The organism is Microbispora sp. GKU 823 (genome assembly GCF_002027145.1).
In the GTDB taxonomy this organism is placed as follows: domain Bacteria; phylum Actinomycetota; class Actinomycetes; order Streptosporangiales; family Streptosporangiaceae; genus Microbispora; species Microbispora siamensis.
The window spans coordinates 1-24483 of record NZ_MWJN01000053.1 but is presented as its reverse complement, the minus strand read 5'-3'; the positions used below and the strand labels follow the sequence as shown (position 1 = coordinate 24483).

Genomic DNA, 24483 nt, shown 5'->3' with positions numbered 1-24483 from the left:
CCGCCCCGGCCGTTCTTTCGACATGCGGGTGAACGGCGGGAGGCGGCCGCAGGCGGACGGTGTTCTCGCACTCGGTCTGGCCGAGACCGGCTACTCCTGGCAGCGGGACGACGGCGAGATACCCGCCGGCGTGGGCCCGGTCTCATGCGGCTGATTCCGGCCGCCCTCGCCCACGCCGTCACGTGTCGGGCCGCCCGTGGTCCAGGCAGGCCCGACCGGCGGCAGCGGCCGGGGCATGCCCAGGGCCGCGGGCAGATCCTTCCGGCCGCGGATGCCGAGCTTGCCGTAGGCGTGCTGGAGGTGGTTGGCGACGGTCCGCTTGGACAGGGCCAGGTGTGCGGCGATGGCGTCGTTGGTCATGCCGCCGGCTGCGAGCTCGCATATCTCCCGCTCGCGCGGGCTGAGCGCCGCCTGCTGCTCGAATGTCGCCGTCCACGGCGGCCAGTAGCCCTCGCACGACTGGGCCAGCTCGCGGCCTCGGATCCGCAGCCGGGCCGTCAGGCGGTGCTCGCCCCGTTCAGCGGCGATCTCGGCCGCGGTCGCGACGGCCTGACCGGCCAGGCCGTTGTAGCCCCACTCCGCGAGGGCGTCCGCCACCGCGGCCAGTCCGTCGGCGTCTCCGTCGACGGCCGCCCGGGCGTGCCGGTCGAACAGCAGGAACAGGCGGCTGTCGCAGCGCCCGGCCACCTCGTGCAGTGCGTCCGCGACGGAGGGCGAGGGGTGCAGCCGTACGGAGTGGTAGAAGGCTTCGACCGCCTTGGTGAACCATCCGCCGGACCGGTAGCGCTCCCCCAGGGAGGCGCCGGCCTCGGCGGTCTTCACCCGGTCCGCACCCGCCAGCGCGTCGATGCGGATCCTCGACAGGGTCAGATGGTCGTGCAGGTGCGACCTGGCGGGAAGCCGGCGGGCGATGTCGTCCAGCACCCGGCGGCTCTCGTCGAACCGGCCGACGGCCGCCAGGCAGGCCGCGTACTCGGCGAACACGTAGACCTGGATCGGAAAGGGCACGTGATGGTCGAGGAGCGCGTGGGCTTCCCGGAAGTGGGGCAGCGCCCGGCCCGGCCGTCCCGCCCACACCTCGCAGATGCCCAGCTCGAAGGAGAGCAGGGAGGCGCCGGCGGAGTCCTCCCGTTCGATCGCCGCCCGATAGCCGGTGCGGGCCGTGGCGAAGGCCCCGTCGAGACAGCCGGCGAGGGCGAGGGCCTGCACGTGGCAGGCGCCGTGGCGGCCCCCATCGCGCTCCACACCCGCGGTGCACCCAGCCGCCCCGAGGCGTAGCCGTCGACCACGAGGGAGGGCCGGCCGAGGTAGATGTCGAGGTAGGCCTGCAGGGGCTCGCGGACGCTCGCGATCACGCCGTCCCGCACTCCCGTGGACAGGCAGGCCAGGCCGGCCGGGCCGAGATCGGCCGCGCCGTCGCCGAAGGCGGCCAGCGCCAGTTCGGCGACGGCCAGCTCGGCGGCGGCCTCGCCGGCGAGAGGGGCGCCGGCGCGAGCCGCGCGGACGACCTCCTCGGCCTCGGCGGGTCGCCGCAGATTCCAGAACAGGTTGAGCGCGCGCAACGCCGCGACCGGCGCGAGCTCCGGCGGCGGTCCCCCGGCGGCCATGCGCCGCCTCAGCAGTTCCTCCGCCTCGTCCGCCTTGTTCTGCGCCACCAGAGCCCGCGCCAGCACGTCGACAGCGGCGGTGGTGCCGGAGTGGCGTGCCAGCCGTTCCGCCAGGGGGGCGTCGCAGCGGGCGAGCGCTTCGGCGGCGGCCTGCACCACCTGATCGCCGGGCACCGGGTCGCCCGCGGACAGCTGCCAGGTCACCGCGCGCAGCCGCGCCCCGTCCATGGGCGAGGAGGTGTGCGTGACCGCGTGGGAGAGAGCCCGGTAGACGCTCCGGCGGTGGTCCTCACCGGAGCGGGCCCGGACCTCCTCCGCGTAGAGCGGGTGACCCATGCGCACCAGCAGGTCGCGCCGGACGCGCTCGACCGTGATGAGCGAGCGCTGTTCGAGTTTCACCAGTACGGACGGATCGACGAGCGCCTCGATCAGGTCGAGCGGCACCGGTTCGGCGTGCGCCACGTACGACAGGGCGCGGGCCTCCTCCTCCATGAGGCCGGCGAGGAGATCTGCGACGATGGTGCGCAGCCCGCGCTGGATCGGCATCCGCCCCATCCACCGCCACACCTCCCCGACGCGGCGCAACGTGCCCGAGGCCCGGCACTCCTCGACGAGATGCCGCAGGAACAGGGGGTTGCCGCGGGTGACGCGCCACAGCCTGTCGATCGTCATTCCGTCGACCGGCCCGTCCAGCGCCGCCGTGAGCAGGGCGCCGACCGTCGGGCGGTCGAGCGTCTCCACCTCCGTCGTCTGGACGAACGGCCGTCGCAGCAGCGCCGTGACGGCGGGGGCGCCGGTGACGCCGGCCCTGACGGCGGCCAGCACGCGCGCCCCGGCGACGGCGGCCAGATGCTGGACCAAGGCGGCGGACAGGTCGTCGAGCTGGTCCAGGTCGTCGATGACCACGACGCAGGTGCGGTCGCCGGCGGCTTCACGGATCGCACCGGCTGCAGCCGCGAAGATGTTCGCCGTGTCGTCGCCGGCCGGTTCCGGCAGCAGGATCCCCATCGTCGCGAACGGCAGCCCGCGCGACGCCTCCGCCCCGGCGGTGACGACGACGTGCATGCCCTCGTCCCGGCAGCGCGAGACGATCGAGTCGAGCAGCCGCGACTTGCCGACCCCGGCCTCCCCGACGAGCAGCACGCCGGGCTCGCCCTGCCGCCTCAGCTGGGCGACGGCGGCCCGGATCTCCGCCGTACGCCCCAGGAAGGGCCAGGCAGGGCGGGAAGCCCGTCCGTCGACGTCCTCGCGCGCTCGCACACGACCTCCCCCGCTCGCCTGAAGTTCATCGGGAAGCGCACTTTTTCCACCACATGTATGGGACAAAAGCAAATAATCCATTAGAGGGTGTCAAAATTGGACAATAACGGGAGACAATCAGTCGGAGAAGACGGGTCGGCGGAGGATCCCGTGGAGGGGGATGAGAGGCGGCCGGCGGGTAGAGGGAGCACACCCCGACTCCGGAGAGATCATGATCGAACATGCCGTCGAACGTCCCGCGGACGCCCTGGAATGGCCTCTGACCGGCCGGGAGGAGGTGACGCGGGAGGTTCTCGTGGCGATGGCGCGGCACTCGGGATCGGGAGTGCTCGTCACCGGTGAACCCGGCGTCGGGAAGACCCGGCTCATCGACCACGTGCTCGGCGAGTGCGCCGGAGCGGACACCCTGATCGTCCGGGGAGCGGCGACCGAGGCCACCAGGAACATCCCCGGAGTGGGGATCGCCGGCCTGCACATCGTCGGCCGGCCGGCCGCCGGCGCCTTCTCCGGACTCTCCGGCCTTTCCGCCGCCGTCGCCGAAGCCCGCCGGGGCGCCCGCGGCGTAGCGGCCCCGGCGCGGCGGGTCGTGCTCGGCATCGACGACGCCGATCAGCTCGACGCGTCGTCCGCGGCGGTGGTCGGCGACCTGGTGAGGACCGCGGGCGTCACGCTGCTTCTCACCGCTCGCTCCGGCGCGCGCCTCGACGGGTCGCTCGCCCACCTGTGCGGGAGGGGTCCGCTGCGCGTGCTGCGCCTGGCGAACCTGCCCCGCACGGAGGTCCTCGATCTGCTCACCCGGGTGCTGGACGGGCCGGTCGACGGGCTCACCGCCGACATGCTGTGGCGGATCACCCGCGGCAACCCGCTGCTGCTGCGCCGCGTCGTCGGCATCGGCCTCGACACCGAAGACCTGGCGTCGGTCCGCGAGGTCTGGTCCTGGCGCGGGTCTCCCGGCAGGCATCCGCGCCTGCACGAACTCGTCGCCGCCGACCTCGCCACGCTCAGCGCGCCGGAGTCGGAGGCCCTCGAGTACGTCGCCCTGACGGGATCCCTCCCCCGGGCCACCTTCGAGCACCTGGCCGGATCGCCGACGGTCGGCAGACTGGCGGATCGGGGGGTCGTCGCCTTCACCTCGAGCGGGAAGGCGGACGCGGTCACGATGTCCCACGCGCTCCACCGTCAGGCCCTGCTCGCCGGGATCGGCCTGCTGCGCCGCCGGCAGAGGTACCGGGAGTTGATCGTCGCCGCGGCCGAGACCGCGTCCCCGACGACGGCGACCCGGCGACCGTGCTGTGGCGGCTGGAGGCGGGCCTCGACGTACCGCTGGCACAGGCGGTCGCCGCGGCCGGCCTCGCACTCGCCTCTGGCGACCCCGTGCTCGCCGAGGACCTCGCACAGCACGTCCACGGTGCGCCCGGGGCGGTTCTCAGGGGCCAGGCGCTGATCGCCCAGGGCCGGGCGGCGGACGGTGAGCGGCTGCTGGCCGACCACGGCGGAGACAGCGCCGAGACGGTCGCGCTGCGCTCACTGAACCTGTTCTGGGGGCTCAACCGGCCCGCGGAGGCGCAGGCGGAGATGGCACGACGGCCCCGGGACGCCGCGTCGTCGGCCGATCTCCGCGTGGCCGAACTCGGGCTGGCGCTCTTCACCGGGACCGTCTCAATCACCAACCCGGCCCCGCCTCCCGCCGCCGAGGTCGGCGGCCCCCGGAGCCCGCTGGTCGCCGATGCCGCCATGGTCCTGCGCGCCTATCGGCTCACCTTCCGCGGCAGGCCCGCGCGGGCGGCCGAGGACTTCGACCGCGGGACGCTGGAGCCGCCCTCCCGGTGGCCGGCCATGCGGGGGTCGGCTGCGGCCTGTCACATCAACGCACTCGTGCTGGCGGGCAGGCTCCGGGAGGCGCTCCCCCTCACGGAGGCCTATTACTCGGAGTCCGTCGGGCGTGCGGAGCCGTCCGAGGTCGCCATCACCGCGCACATGCGAGGTCACTGCGCGATGTGGGAGGGCCGGCCGGGCCGGGCACTCGCCCCCCTGCGCGAGGCACGGGCGCTCGCCGACGAGCACACCCCTTTCCCGCTGCGCGTCTTCATCGGATGTGAGTACGCCGTGTGCCTCGCCGCCCTCGGCCGCCCGCAGGAGGCGACCCGGGAGCTCGACCAGCTCCGCGCGCTGATCCCCGACGGTCTGAGCCTGCAGGAGAGGCTGGAGTTCAGCCGGATCCGGCTGCTCGCGTATTCGGGCAGCCTGGCCCACGCCGCCGACCTCGCCAACCGGCTCGCCGACCGCTACCTGCGCGAGTCGCGGCTCACCACCGGCGTCGAGTGCGCCTACTACCACGTGCGGCTCCGTCCCTCGCCCAGGGCGGCCGCCCGCCTTCGCGAGGCGGCCGCCGCCTGCGACAGCCCGCTCTTCGAGCTCTTCGCCGAGCACGGCGAAGCGCTGGCCACGGGCGACGGCCCGGCGCTGCGCGGGCTCGCCGAGCGGTTCGCCGAACTCGGCTACACGGGCCTGGCCCTCGAGGCCGCCGGCGCCGTGCCGGGTGGAGGCCGGACCGGGCGGGACCGCCTCGACGACCTCGCCGGCCGCTGCGACGGCCTCCGCCCCCCGTGGCTCCCACCCGTCTCCCCGCCGTCCTCGTCCTCCTCGGCGAACCTCTCCTCTCTCACCAGCAGGGAACGGGAGATGTGCGAGCTGGCGGCGGCGGGCCTCAGCAACTCCGCCATCGCCGTAAACCTCGGCGTCTCGGTCCGTACCGTCACCAACCTGCTGGCCCGGGCCTACCACAAGCTGGGCGTCCGCAGCCGGCGGCAACTCGCCGCCGCGCTCCCGCTGTCCCACGCCGGGCAGGCGCATGCGCCTGGCCATCCCGTGTCCTCCCTGTTTCCGGGCACCCGGCCGGTGCCGTGATCGAGGTCGCCGGAACGGCGAGTTCCTTGACGCGCCGAGCCGGCGCCCGGTGTCCGGGCGCCGGCTCGTGCCGGAAGCCGAAGCCGTATCCGAGGGTGCGGGCCCACCTCACGGCGATCAGGGCCCCGTCCTGCGGCGCGACCGCCGTCACCCGGCGCACGGCCCGCAGACGGGCCGCCTGCCCGGGCCATCCCTGGCGGGAACGGCCCGGGCAGGCGCCGGTTCGACGACGGCGGGTGCGATCAGCCGGCGACGCGCAGGACGCCGGTCATGGGCGAGGGCGCGCCGGCCGGCTGGTTGTCGTAGACCAGCGTGCCCTTGCCGTCCCGGGCGACCAGGTGGAGGCGGTCCTTGTCACCGGCCCCGGCGTCCAGGACGGTGACCTCGAAGGACACCTTCCCCACGCCCTTCACCTGCCCGGTTCCCCGCAGGATCGCGGTGGCGCCGGTCGTGGACAGCACCGTGTACGAGGTGTCGTCCAGGGTGAAGCCGGGCGCCGAGTAGCGGAGCTTCCCGGCCGGTGTCCTGCCCTTGCGCGGATAGTGGGCCGTGACGGTCACGGACGCCTCGCCGGCCTTGGCGCATTCCGCGGTCAGCGTGCAGGCCCCGGCGGGGATGGCCAGGGTGCCCGCCCCGGTGAGCGCCGCGGTTCGCGCGTACACCAGCACATGGGCCTTCGCGCCGCCCGCGGCGTCGGCCGTGGTCCGGCCGCCGTGGTTGTCGGCCACCGTGACCGACACCGGATACAGGCCCGGCTCGGTGAACACGTGCGGCATGGCCAGCGTGCCCTTGCCGTCGTGCTCGGTCACCGCACCGGTGAGCTGCTCCTTGCCGACCGTCCAGGTCGCGGTGTGGGTGTCGCCCTTGGCCCTGTCGGTGAACGAGGCGGTCAGCGTCACCGGGGTGCCCACCTCCACGGCCGTGACCGGCGCCTTCAGCGCCACCTCGGGTGCGGCGTCGGTCACGTGCACGACCAGCGGCGCGCTGCCCGAGCCGCCCTTGTCGTCGGTCACGGTCAGCACCACCGTGTAGTCACCGGCGCTGTCGTAGGCGTGGACGAGCTTGAGCTGCCCCGCGGTCAGCGTGAGCGGCTGCGGGCCCGCCCCGTCGCCGTAGTCGGCGGTGTAACTCCAAGAGGAGGAGTCGGGATCGGTGAACGACCCCATCCCGATCCACTCGCTGCCCGCCTCGACGGTGTCGAACCCGGTCCGCAGCGTCACCTTCGGGGGCTGGTTCGGCGTCTCGGCCGTCTTGACCGTGACGGTGAACCTCGCCGTGCCCTCCAGGCCGCCGTCGTCCTTCACCTTCACCGTGACGGTGTAGGTCCCGGCGGTTCCCCACTGATGCTCCAGACCGATCCGCTTGTCGGCACCGGGCGTGACCGGCTGGGCCCCGGACCCGTCGCCGTAGTCCACCGTGGCGGACCAGGAGGCCGAGTCGGCGTCGGTGAAGGACACACTGCGCTGCAGCTTCTCCCCCACCGTCACCTCGGCGTCCGGTCCGGCCGTCACCACCGGAGCGGTGTTGGCGGGCGCCGCCTCGATGACATACGGGATGCCCTGCATGGTGGTCTCCTTACCGTCGCTGACGATGACCAGCGCCATGCCGTTCACCGGGGCGGTGAAGGTCCTGGTCGCCGTGACGGTGCCGCCGCCGGCCTGCTGCTTCACCGTCGCCGGCTCCGGTTCGGCGCCTCCGAACGTCACCTTCGCGGTGTGCGTGTCGTTCACGTCGGCGTCGGTGAACTCCGCCTCCAGCGTGAACTCCGTACCGGCCACCCCGCGCAGCGGAGCCGACGGCACCTTGATCACCGGCCTGGAGTTGACCGCGGCGACGCCGGTTCCCGCCAGGGTGACGGTGTACGCCGGCGCGGCGCCGTCAGCGGTGCTAAAGGTCAGCTTCCCGCTCGCGGCACCCTCCGCCGTCGGACTGAAGGTCACCGTCACGACACACTTGTCCCCCACTGCCAGTTCCACCGGGCAGGCGTTGGACTGCGCGAACGGTCCCTCCACCGCGATCGCCTTCAGCGGGATCGGGGCGTCCAGCCGGTTGGTCAGCGTCACCGTCACGGGGTAACTGGTCGTACCGATCTTGACCGGGTCCTGCCAGACCACCCCTGGAGTGTTCAGCAACGGCCGCACCGTCGCCGTGGCCGAGGCGCCGTTGTCGTCCGTCTTCGGATCGCGGACCTCGAGGGGAACCGCCCATGCCTTGGCCGTGAGCGCGGTCCCGTCGGCCGTGGTCGCCGGGATCTTGGCCGACACCTCGACGACGGCGTCCCAGCCCGGCTCCAGCTTGTTGATCTTGGTACGGAACCCGCCCTTGATCGGCGCGCACCTGCCCCGCCAGGGCTCGCACACCGCCACCCCGGCCAGCTCCTTGGGCACGTACACGTCGACCTGGACGTCGGTCGCGGTGTCGGGACCCCGGTTGGTCACCGTGGTGGTCCAGATCACCGTCGAGCCCGGTCCCGGCTCGGCCGGGGTGACCGTCTGCTCCACCTTCAGGTCCGCCTGCGCCGTGGTGGGCGTCAGCAGGAACATCCGATTCTCCTGGTGGAACCCACCGTCCTCCGCCGGCGCCGGCTCGCGCACGAACCCGGCCACCAGCATCTGGCCCGAGGAGTTCACGTCCCGCACCGACCACGAGCCGGCCATGCCCATGCACGGCACGGTCGTCTTCCGGCCGTCTTCCGGGCACCACGGCCGGGACAGCAAATCCTTGAGCGGGTACGCGGTGCCGTCCACCCACATGACCGGCGACCGCATGCCGTTGCGCCGCGGCTCCTGCTCGAGGCCGACGATCAGGTCGTTGTCGTTGACCGCGATCGCCTCACCGGCGCCCAGGTCGGTCGGCTTGCCGTCCTTCCAGACGTAGGCGCGCTTGGTCGTCGTGCTCTCGGTGTAGCCGCACCGCACGGTGCCGACGACCAGACCGGTGTCGTTGAGGTCGTTGGCTCTGCCGCCGGTCCCGGCGCAGCCCTCCACGGCGCCCATCGGCAGCTTGGTGAGCACGCCGTCGGCGTACACCGCCGGAACGGTCTCCGTCGGTTCGTTCTGGGAGTTCCGGCCGAGCGCGTAGGCGCCCGCGACCTCGCCGCTGCCGTTGATGCGCGAGATGTTGACCTGCGCCGCCTCACCCTGGTAGTTGAAGCCCGTGTCGTACTCGGGGACCGGGAGCATGGCCCCGCGATCCCACATCACGTACCTGTGCCACCCCGTCGCACCGAAGGCCTGACCGTTGTCGTTCAGGGTCTCGGCCAGGGCTGCCGCCGCGGTGTCGTTCGGCTGCAGGTCGGTGACCGAGCCGTCGCTGCGCCAGGTGACCGCGTGCTGGGAGTTGTAGCCGCGCGTCGTCGCCACGGCCCAGCCGGACGCGTTCCCGGCCTCGTCGATGCCCACGGCGCCGGTCTCGCACGTGAGCGTGCCGTCGGTGCAGGGCGGGCCGCCCAGCTCGGTGAACGTGCCGTCCTGCCAGCGCACCGCGTGCTGCCTGCCGTCCTTGCCGGTCACCGTCGCCGCGACCTGGCCGCGGTCGTTCAGCGACCACGCGTCGGTCTTCGTCACATCCCCGCCGGGCAGAGTGCCGATCTCGGTCACCTGGTAGGTGCCGAACCGCGCCTCCACCGTGTGCGCCTTGTCCATGGTCACCGTCAGCGGGCCGGGGCCGCGCTCCTGGCCGTCGATGACCCAGCCGATGAGGACACGCCCCGCGTCCGGGGTCGCGGTCACCTTCACCGTCGTCCCGGCCCGGTAGGAGTCCCGCGCCGGCGAGGCCGCCACCGACCCTCCGGACTGCGCCGACAGCGTCAACGGGAACTCCCGGGTGTCGACCTGCCTGACCTCCACACCGGCGGTCGTGGCCCGCATGCCCTTGGCGGTGTCGGCCGTGATCACGGCGGTGTAGACGCCGTCGGCCAGCGCCTCGGTGGTGCCGCCGTACACGCCGTCACCGGCCGCGCCGGCCCCCTCGTCGGTCAGGGTCAGCTCGTGATCGGCACCGTCCTCACCGGTGAGGGTGGCCCGCACCGTCGCCCCGGAAACCGGGTCACCGCCGTCGGTCACGGTGGCCGACACCGTGACCCGGCCCTCCTCCGAGGACTGCTCGGCCGTGGCCGTCACGTTCACCGCGGTGCCCGCGATCCACGCGCTTCCCCAGGCCTGGATCGGTTCGGACCCGGTGTTGCTGAACTCCAGCCGCCAGATCCCCGCCTGCGGCTTGTCGACGTCCAGTGCCTGGATCGGCTCCTTGGCGTCGTCACCGCCCGCGGCGGAGGAGGCGGCCGGGTTGCCGGACGGGTCACGCAGCAGCACTCCCGCCGTTGGCGGCAGCGCCGTCACCACGCCGAACGCGGTGCCCTGCGGCACCTCCAGCGGCACGCTGACCGTCTTGCCCGCCTCCACCATCGCCGACGGGAACGCGAACAGCGAACTGGCCTCGCCCCCGCCCCCGCCCTCGGCCGCGGCGGCGCTCACGCCGGCTGTCCCGGTCGTCCCGGACTCGTTCGCCGCACCGGCGAGCCGCTTGTGCGGTGCGCCTTCCGGCGCCAGAGGCGTTCCCCCCGGAATGCCCGAGCTGGTGGACCCTCCCTGCATCAGCCGCGGGGCGATGTAGCCGGCGTAGTCCTTCTGGTTGGCGACCATCTCGCTGTGTTCGCTGCGGGTGGTCGGCGTGTCCAGCAGGTCCCAGAAGGCACTGGTCGATTCGACGACTCCGTCGGTGTCGTCGCCGTGCCAGATCCAGTCCTTGGTGGGACAGCGCAGGCGCCGGCCCAGACCGACGAGGTTGGAGATCGGCACACCCTTCACAACACCGCGCGAATACCCGGCCAGTTGCAACAACTTGTTCAGGCCGGCCACGTAGGCGGTGCCGTTGTGCCGCAACGCCGGCGACCACCAATACTTGGACAGCCCGTTGCCGAGCAATGCGTCCGCGCACGCGGACCCCATGTTCGGGGTGCCCATCTGCAGCAGGCGGTCCACCACGGGCTTGCCGTCGACCCCGTCCGGCATCCGGCTCAAGATGTACTCTTTGGAGATGTTGCCGCCCATGGAATGAGCGACCAGCCGGAACTTGTCGGCGCCCAGTCCCTCACGCATGTGCTGCGTGTAGATGTTCACCTCGTCGGCGTTCTCCAGCAGGCTCTTGGTCCTCTTTTCCGGGTGACGCCTGTCGCCGGTGTTCATCGTGCCCGGCCAGCGCCCGTCGCCGACCGCGTAGACCTCCTGGGCCGGGTGCTGCTGCTTGGCGAAGGTGCCGAACGCGCTCCAGGTGTCCGCTGTGCTCGTGAAGCCGTGGACCAGCACCAGAGGCATGGGCAGGATCTTTATCGGTGCCCTCTCCTTCGTGTCCACACCCTCGACGTAACCGGTGCCGGAGAAGAGCCGGATCGACAGGGAGCGATCCGAGTGCGGCTTGCCGTCGAGCCAGGCATAGCCCTTGGTGTCCCACACCAGTGTCCGCTCGACGGTCTCGTTGGGTTTCAGGGTCAGCGGGAACGTGCCGTTCGGCAGGGGTTTGCCGGTCCCCTCCTCGACCACCTGCAGCGTCCTGTTCAGCCGCTGACTTGTGGGGTTGGTGACCTGTAGGTTGACGCGTACCCTGTTGCCCTCGTACACCCCTCTGTCGGGCACCGGGACGAACGCCGTGGACGGGGGCAACTGCGTGAGAAGCCTGACCGAGTCGATCGTGGGCTCGCCGAGGTGCAGGTCGAGCATGAAGGCGTGGACCCGTTCGGAACCGTCGAGCGCCATGGAGTTGCCGAAGACCACCCCTTGATCGCTGATGCCGGTGACCTGCCGCAGGGTCAGACCGTTCCGCTGCTCGGCCGGCACCAGGTCGTTCAGGTTGATCGCGGTGCCGTCCGGGAACCAGACGGCGGCACGCCAGAGCGATTCCACAGAGCCGCCTGGGCCGTCGCCGTACATCATTCCGCCGACGACACTCGAGTTGTTGATTGCGTAGGCGATGCCGCCGCGGCGCGTCGGGATCGTGTAGGGCGTGCCTTTGCTGTCCCAGTAGACGGGGGTGTCCGTGCCGCCCACGCGCGCGTAGCCCGCGACCTCGCCCCTGTCGTTGATGTCCATGGCCATGGTGGACCCACCCGGGTATTCCAGGTGGTCGCGGGCCATGTCGAGGCGCTGGCCCGGCCGGCTGCGGAAGGCGGCGGGCACGGGGCTCTCATCGGCGATGCCGACGGTCGCGCCGAAGTTGTTCATCCCTCTGACGCTGACGCTCTGGCCCTTGTACGCCCGAAGGTCCAGGAAGGAGTCGTCTGAGGGATCGTAGACCCACGAGCCGCCCGCTACCTGCCCCAGATTGTTGATGGCGGTTGCCCCCGACCTGCCCTCCAGCAGCTTGGCCCCGGCCTTGTCGGAGTAGATGAAGGACCCGGTGTGTTTCTCGCCCTTCGAGTAGGCGGTGTACGTGCCCACAACCGTGCCGTAGTCGTTGACGTCCAAGGCACGGCTCCCCGTGACGTCGGCGCCGAGACGCCCATTGATGTCCTTGAGGGGCCGGTCCGCGGCGAGCGTGACCGCTTGCCCACTGATCGCCGTGGCTCCCTCGCCCTTCTTGTTGACCTTTCCCCCCAGGTTCAACTCCAAGATGGGAATGGTGCCGAGGGAGCCGAGGTCGGTGTAGGTGACGGAGCCGGGGTCGGGAAGGGCGGCCGCCGCCGGGCGCCGAACGGCCGCGGATCACCCGCGGCGAGCGCGGGGATCGGGGTGAGAAGGGAGCCGGCCAGCGCGGCGAGCACGGGAAGTGCCGACCGCCGCACCAGCGCCCGGCTGAATAAACGTTTCACGGAATACTCTCCGAATATGCGGGCAAGCCCTTCACGGTCCGATGAAATCCCGTTGCGGGCAGCTTGCCGAGAGGAAATCCTCAGACTGCGGAACGCCGAATCCGTCGGCGCATGACGGGCCGTCGAAGGACCCGTACGGGGAATGGGAACGGTTGTGCTTCCGGCATGAACATGGGCGGCCCCTCGGGGCCGCGGGGCCCCGGATACGCAGAGATGAAAGTGGTCGACCATGAGTGTCCGGCCGCCTCTTGCCGCTCCCTTGAGACAACTTGCGACCGAGGAGACTCAGGCCGGGGCCGCCCTCCTGTCACCCGGCCCATCCCCCGAGCGCTTTCGTCCTGCGGCGATGACCGGGTTGGCCGAGGGGCCGGCGAGGAAGTCGAGGGTCCGCACGCTGTCGGCGTAGACCTCACGGGTGCGGGCGAGCATCTCGGCCGCGGCGAACCCGTGCCGCGAGGGCCGCGGCAGCAGACCCGCAACCACGACGCGTGGACGGCGTCCGCCGGGGGATGGCCGGGTTCTCACCGGCGCGATCACCGTGCGGCAGAACCGACTCGCCCGAGGACGAAAGCCTCCCTTCCCGCGCCGGCCGCCGGCCGCATTCCGGCGGGGTGGCCTTGAAGGGTTCTTGAACCGTCTTGCGTCTCCTGGGCGAAACCGGCAGGCGATTTCTTCGCAGGACGCACAAGGCAGCTCATGCGTTTCCCAAGAAGAAACGGACATTCTGGGAGCCGGAGCGCTTCCATTCAGACGCTTTCGCCCATTTCAACGGCATCGGCGTAGGAGGATTCATGTATTTCCGGTTCAACCCGCGCATGATCGGCGGCGTGTAATGCCCGCCGGCGACAAGGTATTTCAAGGAAGCCCGACGTCGCGCAGCAGGAAGCGGCGGAGACCTACCTTGCGCAGGTCGCCCAGCACCCGGTGATACGGGCGGTACGCGCCACAGCCGTGGGCATGCTGTCCGTGGCGTCCGGCAGCCGGGTGCTGGACGTCGGTTGCGGACTCGGCGAGATGTCGAGAGCCTTCGCCTCGATGGTCGGGCCGGCCGGGTCCGTCAACGCCGTCGACCTGAATCCCGCCATGGTGGCGGCGGCACGGGACAGGGACCCCGCCATGCCGGCGGACGCGGCGGTGAAGTACGAGGTCGCCGACGTGGCGTCCCTCGGCTACCGCGACGAATTCGACGTGGTGTGGTGCGAGCGGGTGCTGCAGCACGTTCCCGATCCCGCGGCGGCGGCCGGATCGCTGGCGCGGGCGGCGGCGCCCGGGGGGCGGGTCTGCCTCCTCGACGTCGACTGGGGCGCGCTGGTCGTCGACGGAGTGGACGAGGCCCTCACGGCGCGGGTCCTGGAGGCCTTTCAGCTGAAGGTGCGTCAGCCGGCCGCCGGCCGCACGCTGCGCCGCCGCCTCGTGGAGGCCGGCCTCGTCGATCCGGTGGTGCGCTCGGTTCACGCCGTGTCCACCGGCCTGGCGGACGCCGCGTCCGTCATCCCCGTCCTCGACCGGCGGCAGGCCGCCCTGGTCGCGGAGGACGACCGGGACGCGTGGTTCGACGGCCTCGCCCTGGCCGACATGCGCGGCCACTTCCTGATGGCCATGCCCGTATACGTGGCCGTCGCGACCCGGCCCTTCCAGGACTAGCGGGCCACGGGCTCTTCCCCGGTTGAGCCCGGCCGCGATCCCGCTCAGCACCGCTGCCATCACTCCGCAGGCGTACGGGCACGCACGGTCACTCGCGCGCCGGCGGACGGACGCCCATTCACGGCCATCGGGAGAGGCACGTCATGCGAAACGACACAACAGACGCATATCTCTTGGAGACGGTACGTCTCGAAATCCAGCCACCGACTTCCCGCAGCTCGTCCTTCGGATCGGAACCGTGGCAACGCGAGATCAGATCGTTCCGCGGTGAAGTGATCTACGAGAACGGCCGGTTTCCGCACTTCCGGACGGAGGACGGAGGGTTCGACGACGCCGACGAGCACGACGGTCACGCCTACCACCTCCTGGCCCGGCTGCGTTCGACGGGAGAGCTGATCGCCTCGGCCCGGCTCGCACCCGTCGAACTGCTCACTCCGAGCAGGGTCGTCGCGCTCGACGAGCCGGGAGCGACGCGCCTGCTGAGCTCGGAGCGACTCCGGCGCACGGATGTCCTGGAGGGCGCCCGCTGGGTCGTCCACCCGGGCCATCGCGGCCGGAAGATCGGGCAGCTCCTCGTCGTCGCCAGCAACCTCCTGGCGCAGCAGCTGGAGCGCCGCCTGATCTGGGTGCTGGCCGGGACGGTCGCGGGACAGGACGCGATCCTCCGCCACTTCGGCTTCTGGGAGGCCTCGCCGAACCGGCACCCGCTGCCGGAGGTGGGCGACGTGGTCAAGCTGCTGGCCTGCCGGCCGGAGCGGCTTATGAGCGATCACTCCGCGCTCGCCGCGCAGGTCGCCCCGGCCGTGACCGAAGAGCTCGCCCGGATCCGTCTCGGCCGGGAGAGCTTCCCGGTGGCGTAGCGCCGGCCCCGACAACGGGACGCCGGCCGGCGCACCGAAGCGGTGCGGCGGCGGCGTCTTCGTGCGTGTCACACGCCGACGGCGTCGGGGGCCTGCCGGCGCAGGGCCCGTGTGAGGGCGTCCGTGCGCGGCGCCGTCCCCCACATCCATTCGATTCCGGCCTCGCGACGCCGTCCGGCCAGCCACTGCTCGAAGATCCGTTTCTCGATCTCCCCGCGGGTCGGGCCGTCGAGCGCGGCGGGCCGCGCCTCGAGGACGCGGGTCACGGACGGCTCGTGCCCGGACGGCCCCAGCAGGTCGCCCGCCCGGGCGGTGGCGGCCCGGGGGCCGAGGTCACCTCGGTACGCGAGCCGCACCTCGCCTCGCGCTCCGTGCTCGAGGGCCTCCCGGGCGGCCAGGGCGAGCGCGTCCTCGCCGGGTCCCGCGCCGGCGAGCCGTACGGCCCCTCCCGGGCCGCCGCCGGGTCCGGGTAACGCAGCGCGAGCACGCTCAGCCGGTCGTAGTCACCCGGCGAGGCCGCGAACACCTCCTCCACACGGTCACCGGCCACCCGGGCACGCAGCCGCGCCACGGCGGCCTCGGCGGCGACCACCTCCTCGAGACGCCCGTGGTCGAGCCCACGCTCGGCCATCCACTCCCGCGTGGCCTCCACGGTCAGCAGACCCCTCGCCCGCCGGAACGCGTCGAGGGCCTGCTGGAGCTCGGCAGCCGGAAGCTCGACCGGGTCGAGTGCCAGCTCCTGCTCGACGAGGCTGGCGTCGACCAGCCGGGCCGCGAGGGAGGGATCGGTCCACAGCACGTCGAGCACGGCCACGGCGTGCTCCATCGTGACCTCCATGCCGTTGACACGGAGCAGGACCTGTTCGCTCGTGTGGTGACTGCCGCGCAGCGGCCAGGGAAGCGCGCGGTCCGGGGCGAAGGCGAGGGAGACGGTGCCTCCTGCGGTCGTGACGAGCAAGTCGTAGTGGTAGCTCCCGCCGGGCGCGTCGCGCTCCCAGACCAGGCGCATCCGCACGCCGGGATGCCGCCGGCGGAGCCCGGCCAGCTCCTCCTTGGCCGGGCCGGGTGCCATGTCGGCGATCCGGCGGAGGCAGGCGAGGGCGTCGGGCAGCAGACGGTCGGGTAGGGGCATGTCACGGTCCTTCGTACAGGTAGTCGCAGATCGCCTGGCTGATCGGCTGGCCGGTCATGTTCTCGATCCACAGCCACTGGGCATTGGGATTGATCTCGAGGAAGACGTGACGGCCGTCGGGGGTGAGGATCACGTCGATCGCGCCGTACGCCAGGTCGAGGCGGTCCATCAGCGCCAGGCAGCGGGCGGCCACCTCGTCCGGCAGCCGGTGCTCCCGGTAGGGCGTGACCTGGGTGTCGTACCGCCGCCAGTCGAGCGCGGATCGGTTGGCCACCTGAGAGTGGATCTCGGCCGCGAAGATCCGGCGCCCGACGATGGTGATCCTCAGCTCGACGCGCTTGGGGATCCGCTCCTGGACGATGACCGGACAGAACCTCAGACCGTCCGCGTAGGCGACGTCGCGAGAGGAGACCGGCTCGCACAGGCGGTTCAGGGTGAGGTGACCCGCGACCCCGGAGACCCACGGAATGTGCAGCGGCTTGGTGATGACGCGGCCGTCGTGCCGCTCGTAGAAGTCGAGGAACGTCTCCGGCTCCGTGGTGATCACGGTCTCCGGGACCAGGAAGCCGAGTTCGGCCGCGACGGCGAGCTGGGCGGGCTTGTGCCCGGCCCGGCGGAAGACCGACTCCCGTCCGGGCAGTTGCCGGCAGGCGAGGCTCTCCCACAGGCCCGTCGTCAGGCTGTGGCATTCCTCGGCGGTGTACGCCGCGACGACCGGATCGGTGATCTCCGGGTGCGGCGCGGGACGTCTCGGGCGGCGCCACCACAGCGCGGTGAGCGCGTCGAGGTCGATCGTCTCGCCCGCGCCGAGCAGGTGCCTGCGGACGAGGCCGCCGGCTTCATAGGCGAGGTCCGCGCGTACGGAGACGGGGAAGTCTTCGGGGTTGAAGACGGTGACGCGGGCACCCCGGCCGGCGAGCAGCGCGCGGACCCGATCGGCATGCGGGTCGTCCTCTCCGGTGAGGACGAGGACATGCGGGGAGGACATGGGATCCCTTCGTCCTGCGGTGGCGGGGGCGCCGGCGCGCGACGCCCCCGCACACGATCAGATGAGGATGTCGTCGTACGCGCAGCTGTTGTCGGTGTAGCAGCCTGTCTTCTGCTCCTCGTACAGCTGCCCGCCGGCGATGCCGAGCAGGTGCTCCTCGTTCAGCTCGGCGCCCAGGGCGCTGATGTCAGCGAGTTCGGTGGTCAACCTCATCGTTTACTCCTTTCCTGTTCGGGATTCCGTCGCCGGGTGGGCGGCGGTTCTAGCACCACCAGTCGTCGGTGTGCACCACCACGCCGCAGAGGCTCGTGGCCCCGTTGGGCAGCATGCCGCCGCTGATGCCGACGAGCAGGCTCTCGTCCAGCTCCGCGCCGAGGGCGGTGATGTCCCGAAGCTCGGTACGCCCGTTCTTCATGTCGTTCCCTCCCTTCTTCCGGGTTGCGGCAGATCGTGTCCGGGCGGACTTGCCGATGGCTTGAAAGGACCTGAGACGAAATGTCGTCACTTGACGGCCGAAGAGACGCAGCTCTCAGGCCGGAAACCGGAAGCCTGCGTCGAGTTGCGCTTCGACGAGGCGGGCGTAGAAGCCACCGTGGCGGACCAGCGCGTCATGGGTCCCCCTCTCGACGATGCGTCCGCCGTCGAGCACGAGGATCAGATCGGCGTCCCGTACGGTGCTGAGGCGGTGCGCGATGACGATGCGGGTCTGCGTGAGCATGCTCAGGTTCGCCTCGACCGCCGCCTCCGTGCCGGTGTCGAGATGGCTGGTGGCCTCGTCCAGCAGGAGGATGTCCGGCCGGGCGAGCAGCGCCCGGGCCAGCGCGAGGCGTTGGCGCTGCCCGCCGGACAGGCCGCCGCCCTCGGTCAGCATCGTGTGGCATCCCATGGGCATGTCGGCGATGTCGTCGTCGACGCACGCCAGCCGGGCCGCTTCACGTACACGCTCCAGGGACGCGTCCGGGTCTCCCAGCGTGATGTTGTCCAGGATCGACCCGGTGAACAGAGCCGGCTCCTGGGTCACGACGCCGAAGCGGCGGCGCAACCGGCCCGGGTCCAAGCGGGAGGCGGGTACCCCGGCGTAGAGAATCTCGCCTTCTGTAGGGGGCAGCAGCCCGAGCAGCAGCCGTGCGAGGGTGGTCTTCCCGGACCCGGACCGGCCGACCAGCGCGATCTTCTGCCCCGGCCGCACCGCGAGATCGAGTTCGCGCACGATCCACGGACTTTGCGGCCCATAGCGGAAACCCACGCCGCGTAGCTCGACCGCGTGAGGGGCGACGTCGCCGGGCGCGCCGCCCGGTGCGGACTCGGGCTCGCGGATCTGCGGCTCCGGGTCCGTGTTCCAGATGTCCGACAGCCGCTCGACGTGCACGCGGGCGAGTTGCAGGCCGCGCAGGGTGTTCGTGAGCGACGCGAGCGGGGTGATGGTGGCGGCGCCCAGCGCCTGCAGGGCGAGCATGGCGCCGACGCTGAGCTGGTGCGCGAGCACCTGCTGACTGCCGGCCCACAGCAACGTGAGCGGGGTGGCGAACCGCAGCCCGGCGAGAAGGACGTCCTGCAGGCCCTGCGCGAGTCCGCTCTCCCCCGCCTGACGCGTCTGAACCGCGAGCGCCCGCGACCAGCGGTCGAGAACGCGCGGCTCCGCCCCGGACGCCTTGATCGTCTCGATGCCCCGGATGCTTTCGATGAGTTGCCGCTGCGCACCGGTGCGCGCCTCCATCTCCCGGTGCACGAGATCGCTGATGTGCCGGTGCGTGGCCGTCAGCGAAAGGACCTGAGCCGCGGCGAAGGCGATGAGGACGGCGCCGAGCAGCGGCGACCGTACGGTGACCAGCACGAGGTAACCGACGGCGAGCGGCCCGTCGAGCAGGGCGGCCAGCGCCTGGCCGGTGAGGATCTCCCTGAGCATGCTCACACCGGACACGCGGGAGACGAGGTCGGCCGAGCCCCGATGCGCGAAGAACCGGAACGGCAGCGACAGCAGGCGCCGCGCGACCGCGTCGAGCAGGGCGCTGTCGACGCGGGTGCGCAGGAAGACGAGCGCCCAGGCGCGCGCCGCTCCGGCCGCCACCTGTGTGGCGACCGTCACGGCGAGACCCAGCCCGACGACGGAGAGCGCGCCTGCGTTCCCCGGGGTCAGGACGCGGTCGACGACGAATTCGGTGACGGCGGGCAGGACCAGGCCGAGAGCCTGCATCAGGATGGCGAGCAGCACCAGCAGGGCCAGTGTCGTCCGGTGCCGGGAGAGGACGCCCCGCAGGTGTCGCGACCACCAGCCGCTCCGTTCGCCGAGGCTCCCGCGCTGGAAACCGGGGCCCGGGGCGAACACGAGCGCCGCCCCGCTGTAGTCGTGCGCGAACTGTTCGGGTGTCAGGCCGTAGCGGCCGACGGCGGGATCGACGACCGCGATCCGGCCTCGCGTCACACGTTCGACGACCACGAAATGGTTCTGCCGCCAGTGGACGACCGCGGGAAGCGACACCTCGGGCATCCGCGCCGCGGGCACGGCCAGCGCCCGGGTGGTCAGCCCGTGTGCCCGGGCGGTGCGGACCAGGGCGAGCGCGTTCGCCCCGTCGCGCCCGATCCCCATCTCCTCGGCCAGCACCCGGGCGGGGACCCGCCGCCCGTGTGCGGCGAGGATCATCGCCAGGCAGGCCGCCCCGCACTCGACCATGCTGTGCTGAAGTATCACCGGGACTTTCATGCGACGTACTCTGCGAATCCCGCTTGAAAGCCGCTTGTGAACTCGTGGAGCGGTCACCACCGGCGGTCCCCGGTGGACGCGGCGACCGTTCGCCTCGTGATCCCGCGCCGGGTCAGCCGGCGCCGTGCCCGCTCCCCGCCGCCCTGCGGACGGCGTCCAGTCCGCGCAGGCAGGCGAGCCGTACGGGATGGTCGGCGGTGACCTCGTCGCCGAGCACGGCGAGCGCCCGGTGAAAGGCCGCCGCAGCCACCTCCGCCCGGCCCCGTCTGGAGGCGGCGACTCCCAGGTTGTGCAGCGGCACAGCCAGGTCGGGATGGGTCTCGCCGAGACTCTTTGCCTTGAGTTCGACCACTTTGGCGTACCCCGCCTCCGCGCCGTCGAGGTCGCCCCTGGCGTACCGGATGGCGGCGAGGTTGCTCAGACACGAGGCGACCTCGTAGTCCTCGGGCCCGAAGTTTTCTTCCAACACGGCCAGAGCGTCCAGCAGCAGCCGCTCCGCCTCGTCGCTGCCGCCGAGCGCGTGCAGGATCGCGGCGAGCGCCGCCTTGTCCGCGGCCACTGCGGGATGGGCGGGGCCGTGGATCCGTTCCCGGATCTCCACGGAACGGCGGGCGAAGGGCTCGCCCTGAGCATGAGTGCCCCGTGCGTGGTTGAGCCCGCCGAGGTTGTGGTAAAGGTCGGCCAGAAGCCGATGGCCCGGCTCTACGCTCGCCTCGACGATCGCCTGAGCGCGGCGGTAGAAACGCTCCGACTCTTCGAACCGGCCGGTGTATTTGTGCAGCACGCCGAGGCCGTTGCACACGTGGGCGACGAGGAGGGAGCCGGGTCCGGTCTCCTGCTCCGCGAGCCGCAGCGCACGCCGCAGCACACCGTCGCATTCGCGGTACCGGCCCTGCTCGCGCAGGGTCCGGGAGAGCCTGAGCAGCGCCTGGGCCCCGGTGCCGGCCCCCGCCATGGCCTCACTCATTTCCTGCGCCTGCTTTCTCCCGCTTTCCTGCGCCTGCTTCGTGCCGCTCGCCGGCGGCGCGGTCGTCCGCCGCGACCAGGTTCACGGCGTCCGGAAGGTGCCGCTCCAGCCGCAGCGCCTGTACGGCGACGAGCCCGAGGGCCAGGGCCATGGCGGCGAAGAGGGCCGCCCCGAGGCCCGCCGACAGCGCGATGCCGGCGACCGCAGGTCCGGCGATGGAGCCGAGGGTGGTGGCCAGGCTGTAGACCCCGTTGTACCGGCCGCGCGCCGCGTCGGGCGCGAGGTCGTTAACGATGGCGGGCACGGTGGGGGCCATGAGCGTCTCCCCGACGGCGAACAGGGCCATCGCGATAGCGAACCCCGCCATGCCGGCCGCTCCTCCCGCGGCCGCCGCCCACAGCACCGCCGTCCACGCGGCGGCCATGAGTACGGCCGACAGCGCGAAGGCCCGGGTACGGCGCCGGCTCCGCAGCAGGCGCAGCACCAGGAACTGGGCGACGATGACCGTGCCCGTGTTGGCCAGGAAGGTGAGCCGCAACGCGGCGGCGTCGAGCCGGCCCTCCTCCATCGCGTAGACCGGATAGGCGCTGTAGTACTGCGCGTAGCCGCAGGAGAAGACCGCGACCACCAGCACACAGATCCGCAGCAGCAGCCGGTCGGAGAGGAGTTCGCGATACCCGCCCCGCTCGCCGGGGGCCGGGGACCGCACGCCCGGGACGCGCCCGCCGGGCGATCGGGCGATCAGTGCGGCGAAGGCGAGGAAGGTGGCCGCGTCCAGCAGATACAGCGTGACGAAGCTCCGCGCCGAGGCGCTCACCAGCACCGCGGCCAGCAGGCCCCCGGCGCTGAAGCCGGCGTTCATCATGACGTACTGCACGGCGAATATCTGCGACCGCCGCTCCCTGGGAACGCAGATCCCGATTAGCGCCTGGAAGGACGGGAGCGTGACGGCGACGCCGAGCCCGTACACCACGGCCGCCACGAGACCCTGCCAGGCGGACCTCACACCGGCCATCCCGACGGTGCCGGCCGCCGCGACCACGAGACCGGCGACGGCGGCCTGCCGCGGACCGATACGGTCCGTGAGCAGGCCGCCCAACGGATTTCCGACGAGTCCCGCCACGGCAATCACCGAGAGGATCGGCCCGGCCAGGCCGAGTTCGATCCCCCGGACGTTATGCAGATAGACCAGAAAGAACGGCAGCGTCAGGCCGCTACCGAAAGCGGACACCGCGTCGCCGGTGAGTATCCACCACGCCTGACGAGGCAGGCCCGGCACCATGCGGCGCAATGACATCTCTTCCCCTTGTCTTCCGGTCCAAGGCAGGATCCCGGTCCCGGGAAGGCCCTTGATTCGGTCAGCGGCCTTCCGGGTCAACTCCCCGCCGGATCACCGGGACTCGTTCAGCCGATGAGGGACTCGTTGTGGTTCAGGTTGCTCCCGTCCTGAAGCACCACCTCGCTGTGGTTCAGGTCCTTGCCGTCCTCGAGCACCACCTCGTTGTGGTTGAGGGACAGTCCACGCGTGGTGGTGTTCCTGCGCCCGTCGTTCGCCATGAGGATCTCCTTGCGTGTGTGGCCCGCCTGGCAAGGGCGAGCCGCCGGTTTTGACCGGCCAATCATGTGCAGCGACCCTTTGCGAATTTCTTGTGCTTTCTTGCGGGCGTCACATGGGGTCGAGGTAATTGATCGTGTCCAGACCTGGCCAGTCCCTGGTAGCGGTGCCGAAGTCCTGGAAGATGACCCACTCTGTCTTGTTGCCCAGCAGGTCGGTCTGCTGGAGGGTCCCGGTGACGGTGCCGGCCGCCTGTATCCAGGCGGAGTTGTTGATCAGGGAGAAGACCGGGCCTCCGCTGTCGCCTCCCGCCACACTGAACCGGCCCTTCCGCTTCGCCGCGATGAGGTCGCTCCAGCACCGGCCCTCGTAGCAGAACTTTGTGTACTCGTCCTTGACCACGGTGTAGCCGCAGTTCGCCCCGCTGGTGGCACCCGAGTAGCACAGCGACTGACCGGGGAAGGTCCACACCCAGCCCACCACCGGCTTGGTGAAGTCGCTGACGCCGGGGACGCCGTCCCAGATCCGGTCCGCCGCGTCGGTCCGCACCAGGACCAGGTCGTGCTCGGCGTGCCTGAGGGTGGCTTCGCCGATGTACTGGCCGGCGCCGTCGAGCAGGGTCTCGCCCACGGTGGCGCAGTGTCCTGCTGTCAGCAGGTATTCGGTGGACCCGATATGAACGCCGAACCCGCCGGTGCACGTGTACCTCAGGTTCTCATTGCCGCCGCAGGCCCCGCCCCACTCCCCCGAGGGACGGATGGCGAGGCCGCCGTACCAGGGGACGCCGTCGTCACAGCGGCTGGTGGGGGTGGGCGGCTCCTGCTCGACGACGTCGACCGGGACGCCGAGCTCGGGGAGCGGAGCCAGCGGGCTCTTGCGCCCCGGGCGGACGGCCGCCTCCAGGCCCCTTCCGTCCGAGATTATCTTCACCGCCTGCAGCTGACCGCCGTGCTCCACTCCCGACGAGCGCCACAGCCGGTCGGCGGCCGCCCGCAACTCCTCGCGGGAATGCTCCGCCGCGCGGACCTCGACCGCGACACCGGCGGCACGGGCGGTGTCGGTCACGGCCGGGGGCGGGGCACCCTTCCACCACAGCAGGACCCGGTCCCCGCTGATCTCCAGTCCGGCGTATCCGTCGTCGGCGCCCTGCTCCACGACGGTGCGTACGGCCGAGGCCGCGCGCACCAGCGGTTCCTGCCGCGCCATGGCGGCCTGGTCCTGAGGCGACAGGTAGCGGGGCGGGCCGGCCGGTGCCTGCGGTGCGGGCTTGCCCGACGGTTCGGTGGACGGTCGCGTCGTGGGTTCGGCGGCCGCCCCCGAAGATTTGTCGCGAACCGCCGCCGACCTACCGGCCGGGGCGGCCTTCAGGCGCCCGGCCGGGTGCCACCAGGCGACGATCTCCGCTGCGGCTCGGCCGGATGCCGATGCAGATCACGCGCCGCCTCCCGCGCCCGGTGCCGCCACCAGATGAGCCCCGTTCGCTCCGCGGTCTGTTCGAGCGCCGAGAGATGCCTGGTAGCGCGGAGGTGGTCGCCCATGGCGGAGGCGAGCAGAGCGAGGTACCAGTCGACCGGTCCCATGCACATCACGGCGGAGATCGCCGAGATCCGCCCGCTGTAGGGCAGCAGCGCGGAGTAGGTGTCGTGGCAGGCGGGGGCGTCGCCGACGGCGGCCTGCGCCGCCCCCTGCAGGCAGGTCGTGGACAGCCACGACCAATCGAGAGGCGGCGACGGCCAGCCGGCCCGGACGAGCTCCCGGGCCTCGCCCTCCCGTCCCTGCGCGGCCAGGCACAGGACGCGAGCGTCGTGCTCCATGGTCGGGTGGATGCCGCTGATCGCTTCGATGAGCGGTCCGGCATCCGCCATGGCGCCCTGCTGGCAGCGGATCGCGAGACGGCCCATGGCGACGGCGGGCCGCGCGTGCCACACCCCCACCCGCTCGGCCTGGCATTCGGCCTCGTCACGCAGCTTGCCGGCTTCGTCGAATCGGCCGTCGAGGGCGAGGCGGTTGGCCTGCCAGAGGGTGTGCTGGAAGCGTGGCCAGGGCAGGGGCAGGCG

19 protein-coding genes are annotated in these 24483 nt (G+C 71.8%); 4 read left to right on the top strand and 15 right to left on the bottom strand.

The window, feature by feature from the left end:
* Positions 1 to 90: 90 nt before the first annotated feature.
* Both B1L11_RS25605 and B1L11_RS25600 read right to left on the bottom strand, forming a co-directional pair.
* A complete protein-coding gene (locus B1L11_RS25605) occupies positions 91 to 984 on the bottom strand; it encodes a LuxR family transcriptional regulator (RefSeq protein ID WP_079316877.1) in 894 nt (297 codons plus the stop codon).
* Positions 867 to 2867 (bottom strand): AAA family ATPase, encoded by a 2001-nt coding sequence (locus B1L11_RS25600; RefSeq protein WP_179155320.1) that lies wholly within the window; start codon positions 2865 to 2867, stop codon positions 867 to 869. Before B1L11_RS25600 ends, B1L11_RS25605 begins: the two co-directional genes overlap by 118 nt.
* 211 nt (positions 2868 to 3078) lie before the next feature.
* Between B1L11_RS25600 and B1L11_RS51915 the strand changes: the two genes are divergently transcribed.
* Both B1L11_RS51915 and B1L11_RS51910 read left to right on the top strand, forming a co-directional pair.
* On the top strand, positions 3079 to 4311 hold the full coding sequence (locus B1L11_RS51915; protein WP_256862881.1) for an ATP-binding protein: 1233 nt from the start codon (positions 3079 to 3081) through the stop codon (positions 4309 to 4311).
* 131 nt (positions 4312 to 4442) lie between these two features.
* A complete protein-coding gene (locus B1L11_RS51910; protein WP_306291712.1) occupies positions 4443 to 5774 on the top strand; it encodes a helix-turn-helix transcriptional regulator in 1332 nt (443 codons plus the stop codon).
* 242 nt (positions 5775 to 6016) lie between these two features.
* On the opposite strand, the gene B1L11_RS25585 is transcribed toward B1L11_RS51910, so the two are convergent.
* Both B1L11_RS25585 and B1L11_RS25580 read right to left on the bottom strand, forming a co-directional pair.
* Positions 6017 to 12379: a PKD domain-containing protein gene (locus tag B1L11_RS25585; protein WP_143737537.1), complete on the bottom strand. Its 6363-nt coding sequence runs from the start codon at positions 12377 to 12379 to the stop codon at positions 6017 to 6019.
* A gap of 485 nt (positions 12380 to 12864) precedes the next feature.
* Positions 12865 to 13104: a hypothetical protein gene (locus tag B1L11_RS25580; protein ID WP_143737536.1), complete on the bottom strand. Its 240-nt coding sequence runs from the start codon at positions 13102 to 13104 to the stop codon at positions 12865 to 12867.
* A gap of 399 nt (positions 13105 to 13503) precedes the next feature.
* On the opposite strand from B1L11_RS25580, the gene B1L11_RS25575 reads away from it, so the two are divergent.
* Positions 13504 to 14223 carry a methyltransferase domain-containing protein gene (locus B1L11_RS25575; RefSeq protein ID WP_256862880.1) on the top strand — a complete coding sequence of 240 codons (720 nt, stop codon included), beginning with the start codon at positions 13504 to 13506 and terminating at the stop codon, positions 14221 to 14223.
* A gap of 272 nt (positions 14224 to 14495) precedes the next feature.
* The gene (locus B1L11_RS25570) at positions 14496 to 15083 is read left to right on the top strand and encodes a GNAT family N-acyltransferase (RefSeq protein ID WP_079316860.1); all 588 of its coding nucleotides are present in this window, start codon (positions 14496 to 14498) and stop codon (positions 15081 to 15083) included.
* 68 nt (positions 15084 to 15151) lie between these two features.
* On the opposite strand, the gene B1L11_RS25565 is transcribed toward B1L11_RS25570, so the two are convergent.
* The 11 genes from B1L11_RS25565 to B1L11_RS47110 all read right to left on the bottom strand — a co-directional run.
* Positions 15152 to 15349 (bottom strand): hypothetical protein, encoded by a 198-nt coding sequence (locus B1L11_RS25565; protein WP_079316858.1) that lies wholly within the window; start codon positions 15347 to 15349, stop codon positions 15152 to 15154.
* On the bottom strand, positions 15346 to 16215 hold the full coding sequence (locus B1L11_RS25560) for a TIGR04500 family putative peptide maturation system protein (protein ID WP_079316856.1): 870 nt from the start codon (positions 16213 to 16215) through the stop codon (positions 15346 to 15348). The genes B1L11_RS25565 and B1L11_RS25560 overlap by 4 nt, the downstream gene beginning before the upstream one ends.
* A gap of 1 nt (position 16216) precedes the next feature.
* Positions 16217 to 17203 carry an MvdC/MvdD family ATP grasp protein gene (locus tag B1L11_RS25555; RefSeq protein ID WP_079316854.1) on the bottom strand — a complete coding sequence of 329 codons (987 nt, stop codon included), beginning with the start codon at positions 17201 to 17203 and terminating at the stop codon, positions 16217 to 16219.
* A gap of 57 nt (positions 17204 to 17260) precedes the next feature.
* On the bottom strand, positions 17261 to 17416 hold the full coding sequence (locus B1L11_RS47125; protein ID WP_179155319.1) for a hypothetical protein: 156 nt from the start codon (positions 17414 to 17416) through the stop codon (positions 17261 to 17263).
* A 49-nt stretch (positions 17417 to 17465) separates the two neighbouring features.
* Entirely contained in the window at positions 17466 to 17618 is a 153-nt protein-coding gene (locus B1L11_RS47120) for a hypothetical protein (RefSeq protein WP_179155318.1), read from the bottom strand.
* 114 nt (positions 17619 to 17732) lie between these two features.
* On the bottom strand, positions 17733 to 19904 hold the full coding sequence (locus B1L11_RS25550; protein ID WP_079316852.1) for a peptidase domain-containing ABC transporter: 2172 nt from the start codon (positions 19902 to 19904) through the stop codon (positions 17733 to 17735).
* A 112-nt stretch (positions 19905 to 20016) separates the two neighbouring features.
* Entirely contained in the window at positions 20017 to 20871 is an 855-nt protein-coding gene (locus B1L11_RS25545) for a tetratricopeptide repeat protein (RefSeq protein WP_079316850.1), read from the bottom strand.
* Positions 20864 to 22168 (bottom strand): MFS transporter, encoded by a 1305-nt coding sequence (locus B1L11_RS25540; protein WP_079316848.1) that lies wholly within the window; start codon positions 22166 to 22168, stop codon positions 20864 to 20866. The genes B1L11_RS25545 and B1L11_RS25540 overlap by 8 nt, the downstream gene beginning before the upstream one ends.
* A 107-nt stretch (positions 22169 to 22275) precedes the next feature.
* Positions 22276 to 22428 carry a hypothetical protein gene (locus B1L11_RS47115; protein ID WP_179155317.1) on the bottom strand — a complete coding sequence of 51 codons (153 nt, stop codon included), beginning with the start codon at positions 22426 to 22428 and terminating at the stop codon, positions 22276 to 22278.
* Positions 22429 to 22537: 109 nt separating this feature from the next.
* Positions 22538 to 23632 (bottom strand): serine protease, encoded by a 1095-nt coding sequence (locus B1L11_RS25535; RefSeq protein WP_079316846.1) that lies wholly within the window; start codon positions 23630 to 23632, stop codon positions 22538 to 22540.
* 158 nt (positions 23633 to 23790) lie between these two features.
* Positions 23791 to 24483, bottom strand: a 693-nt coding sequence (locus B1L11_RS47110; RefSeq protein ID WP_179155316.1) for a hypothetical protein, incomplete at its 5' end; no start/stop codon positions are given.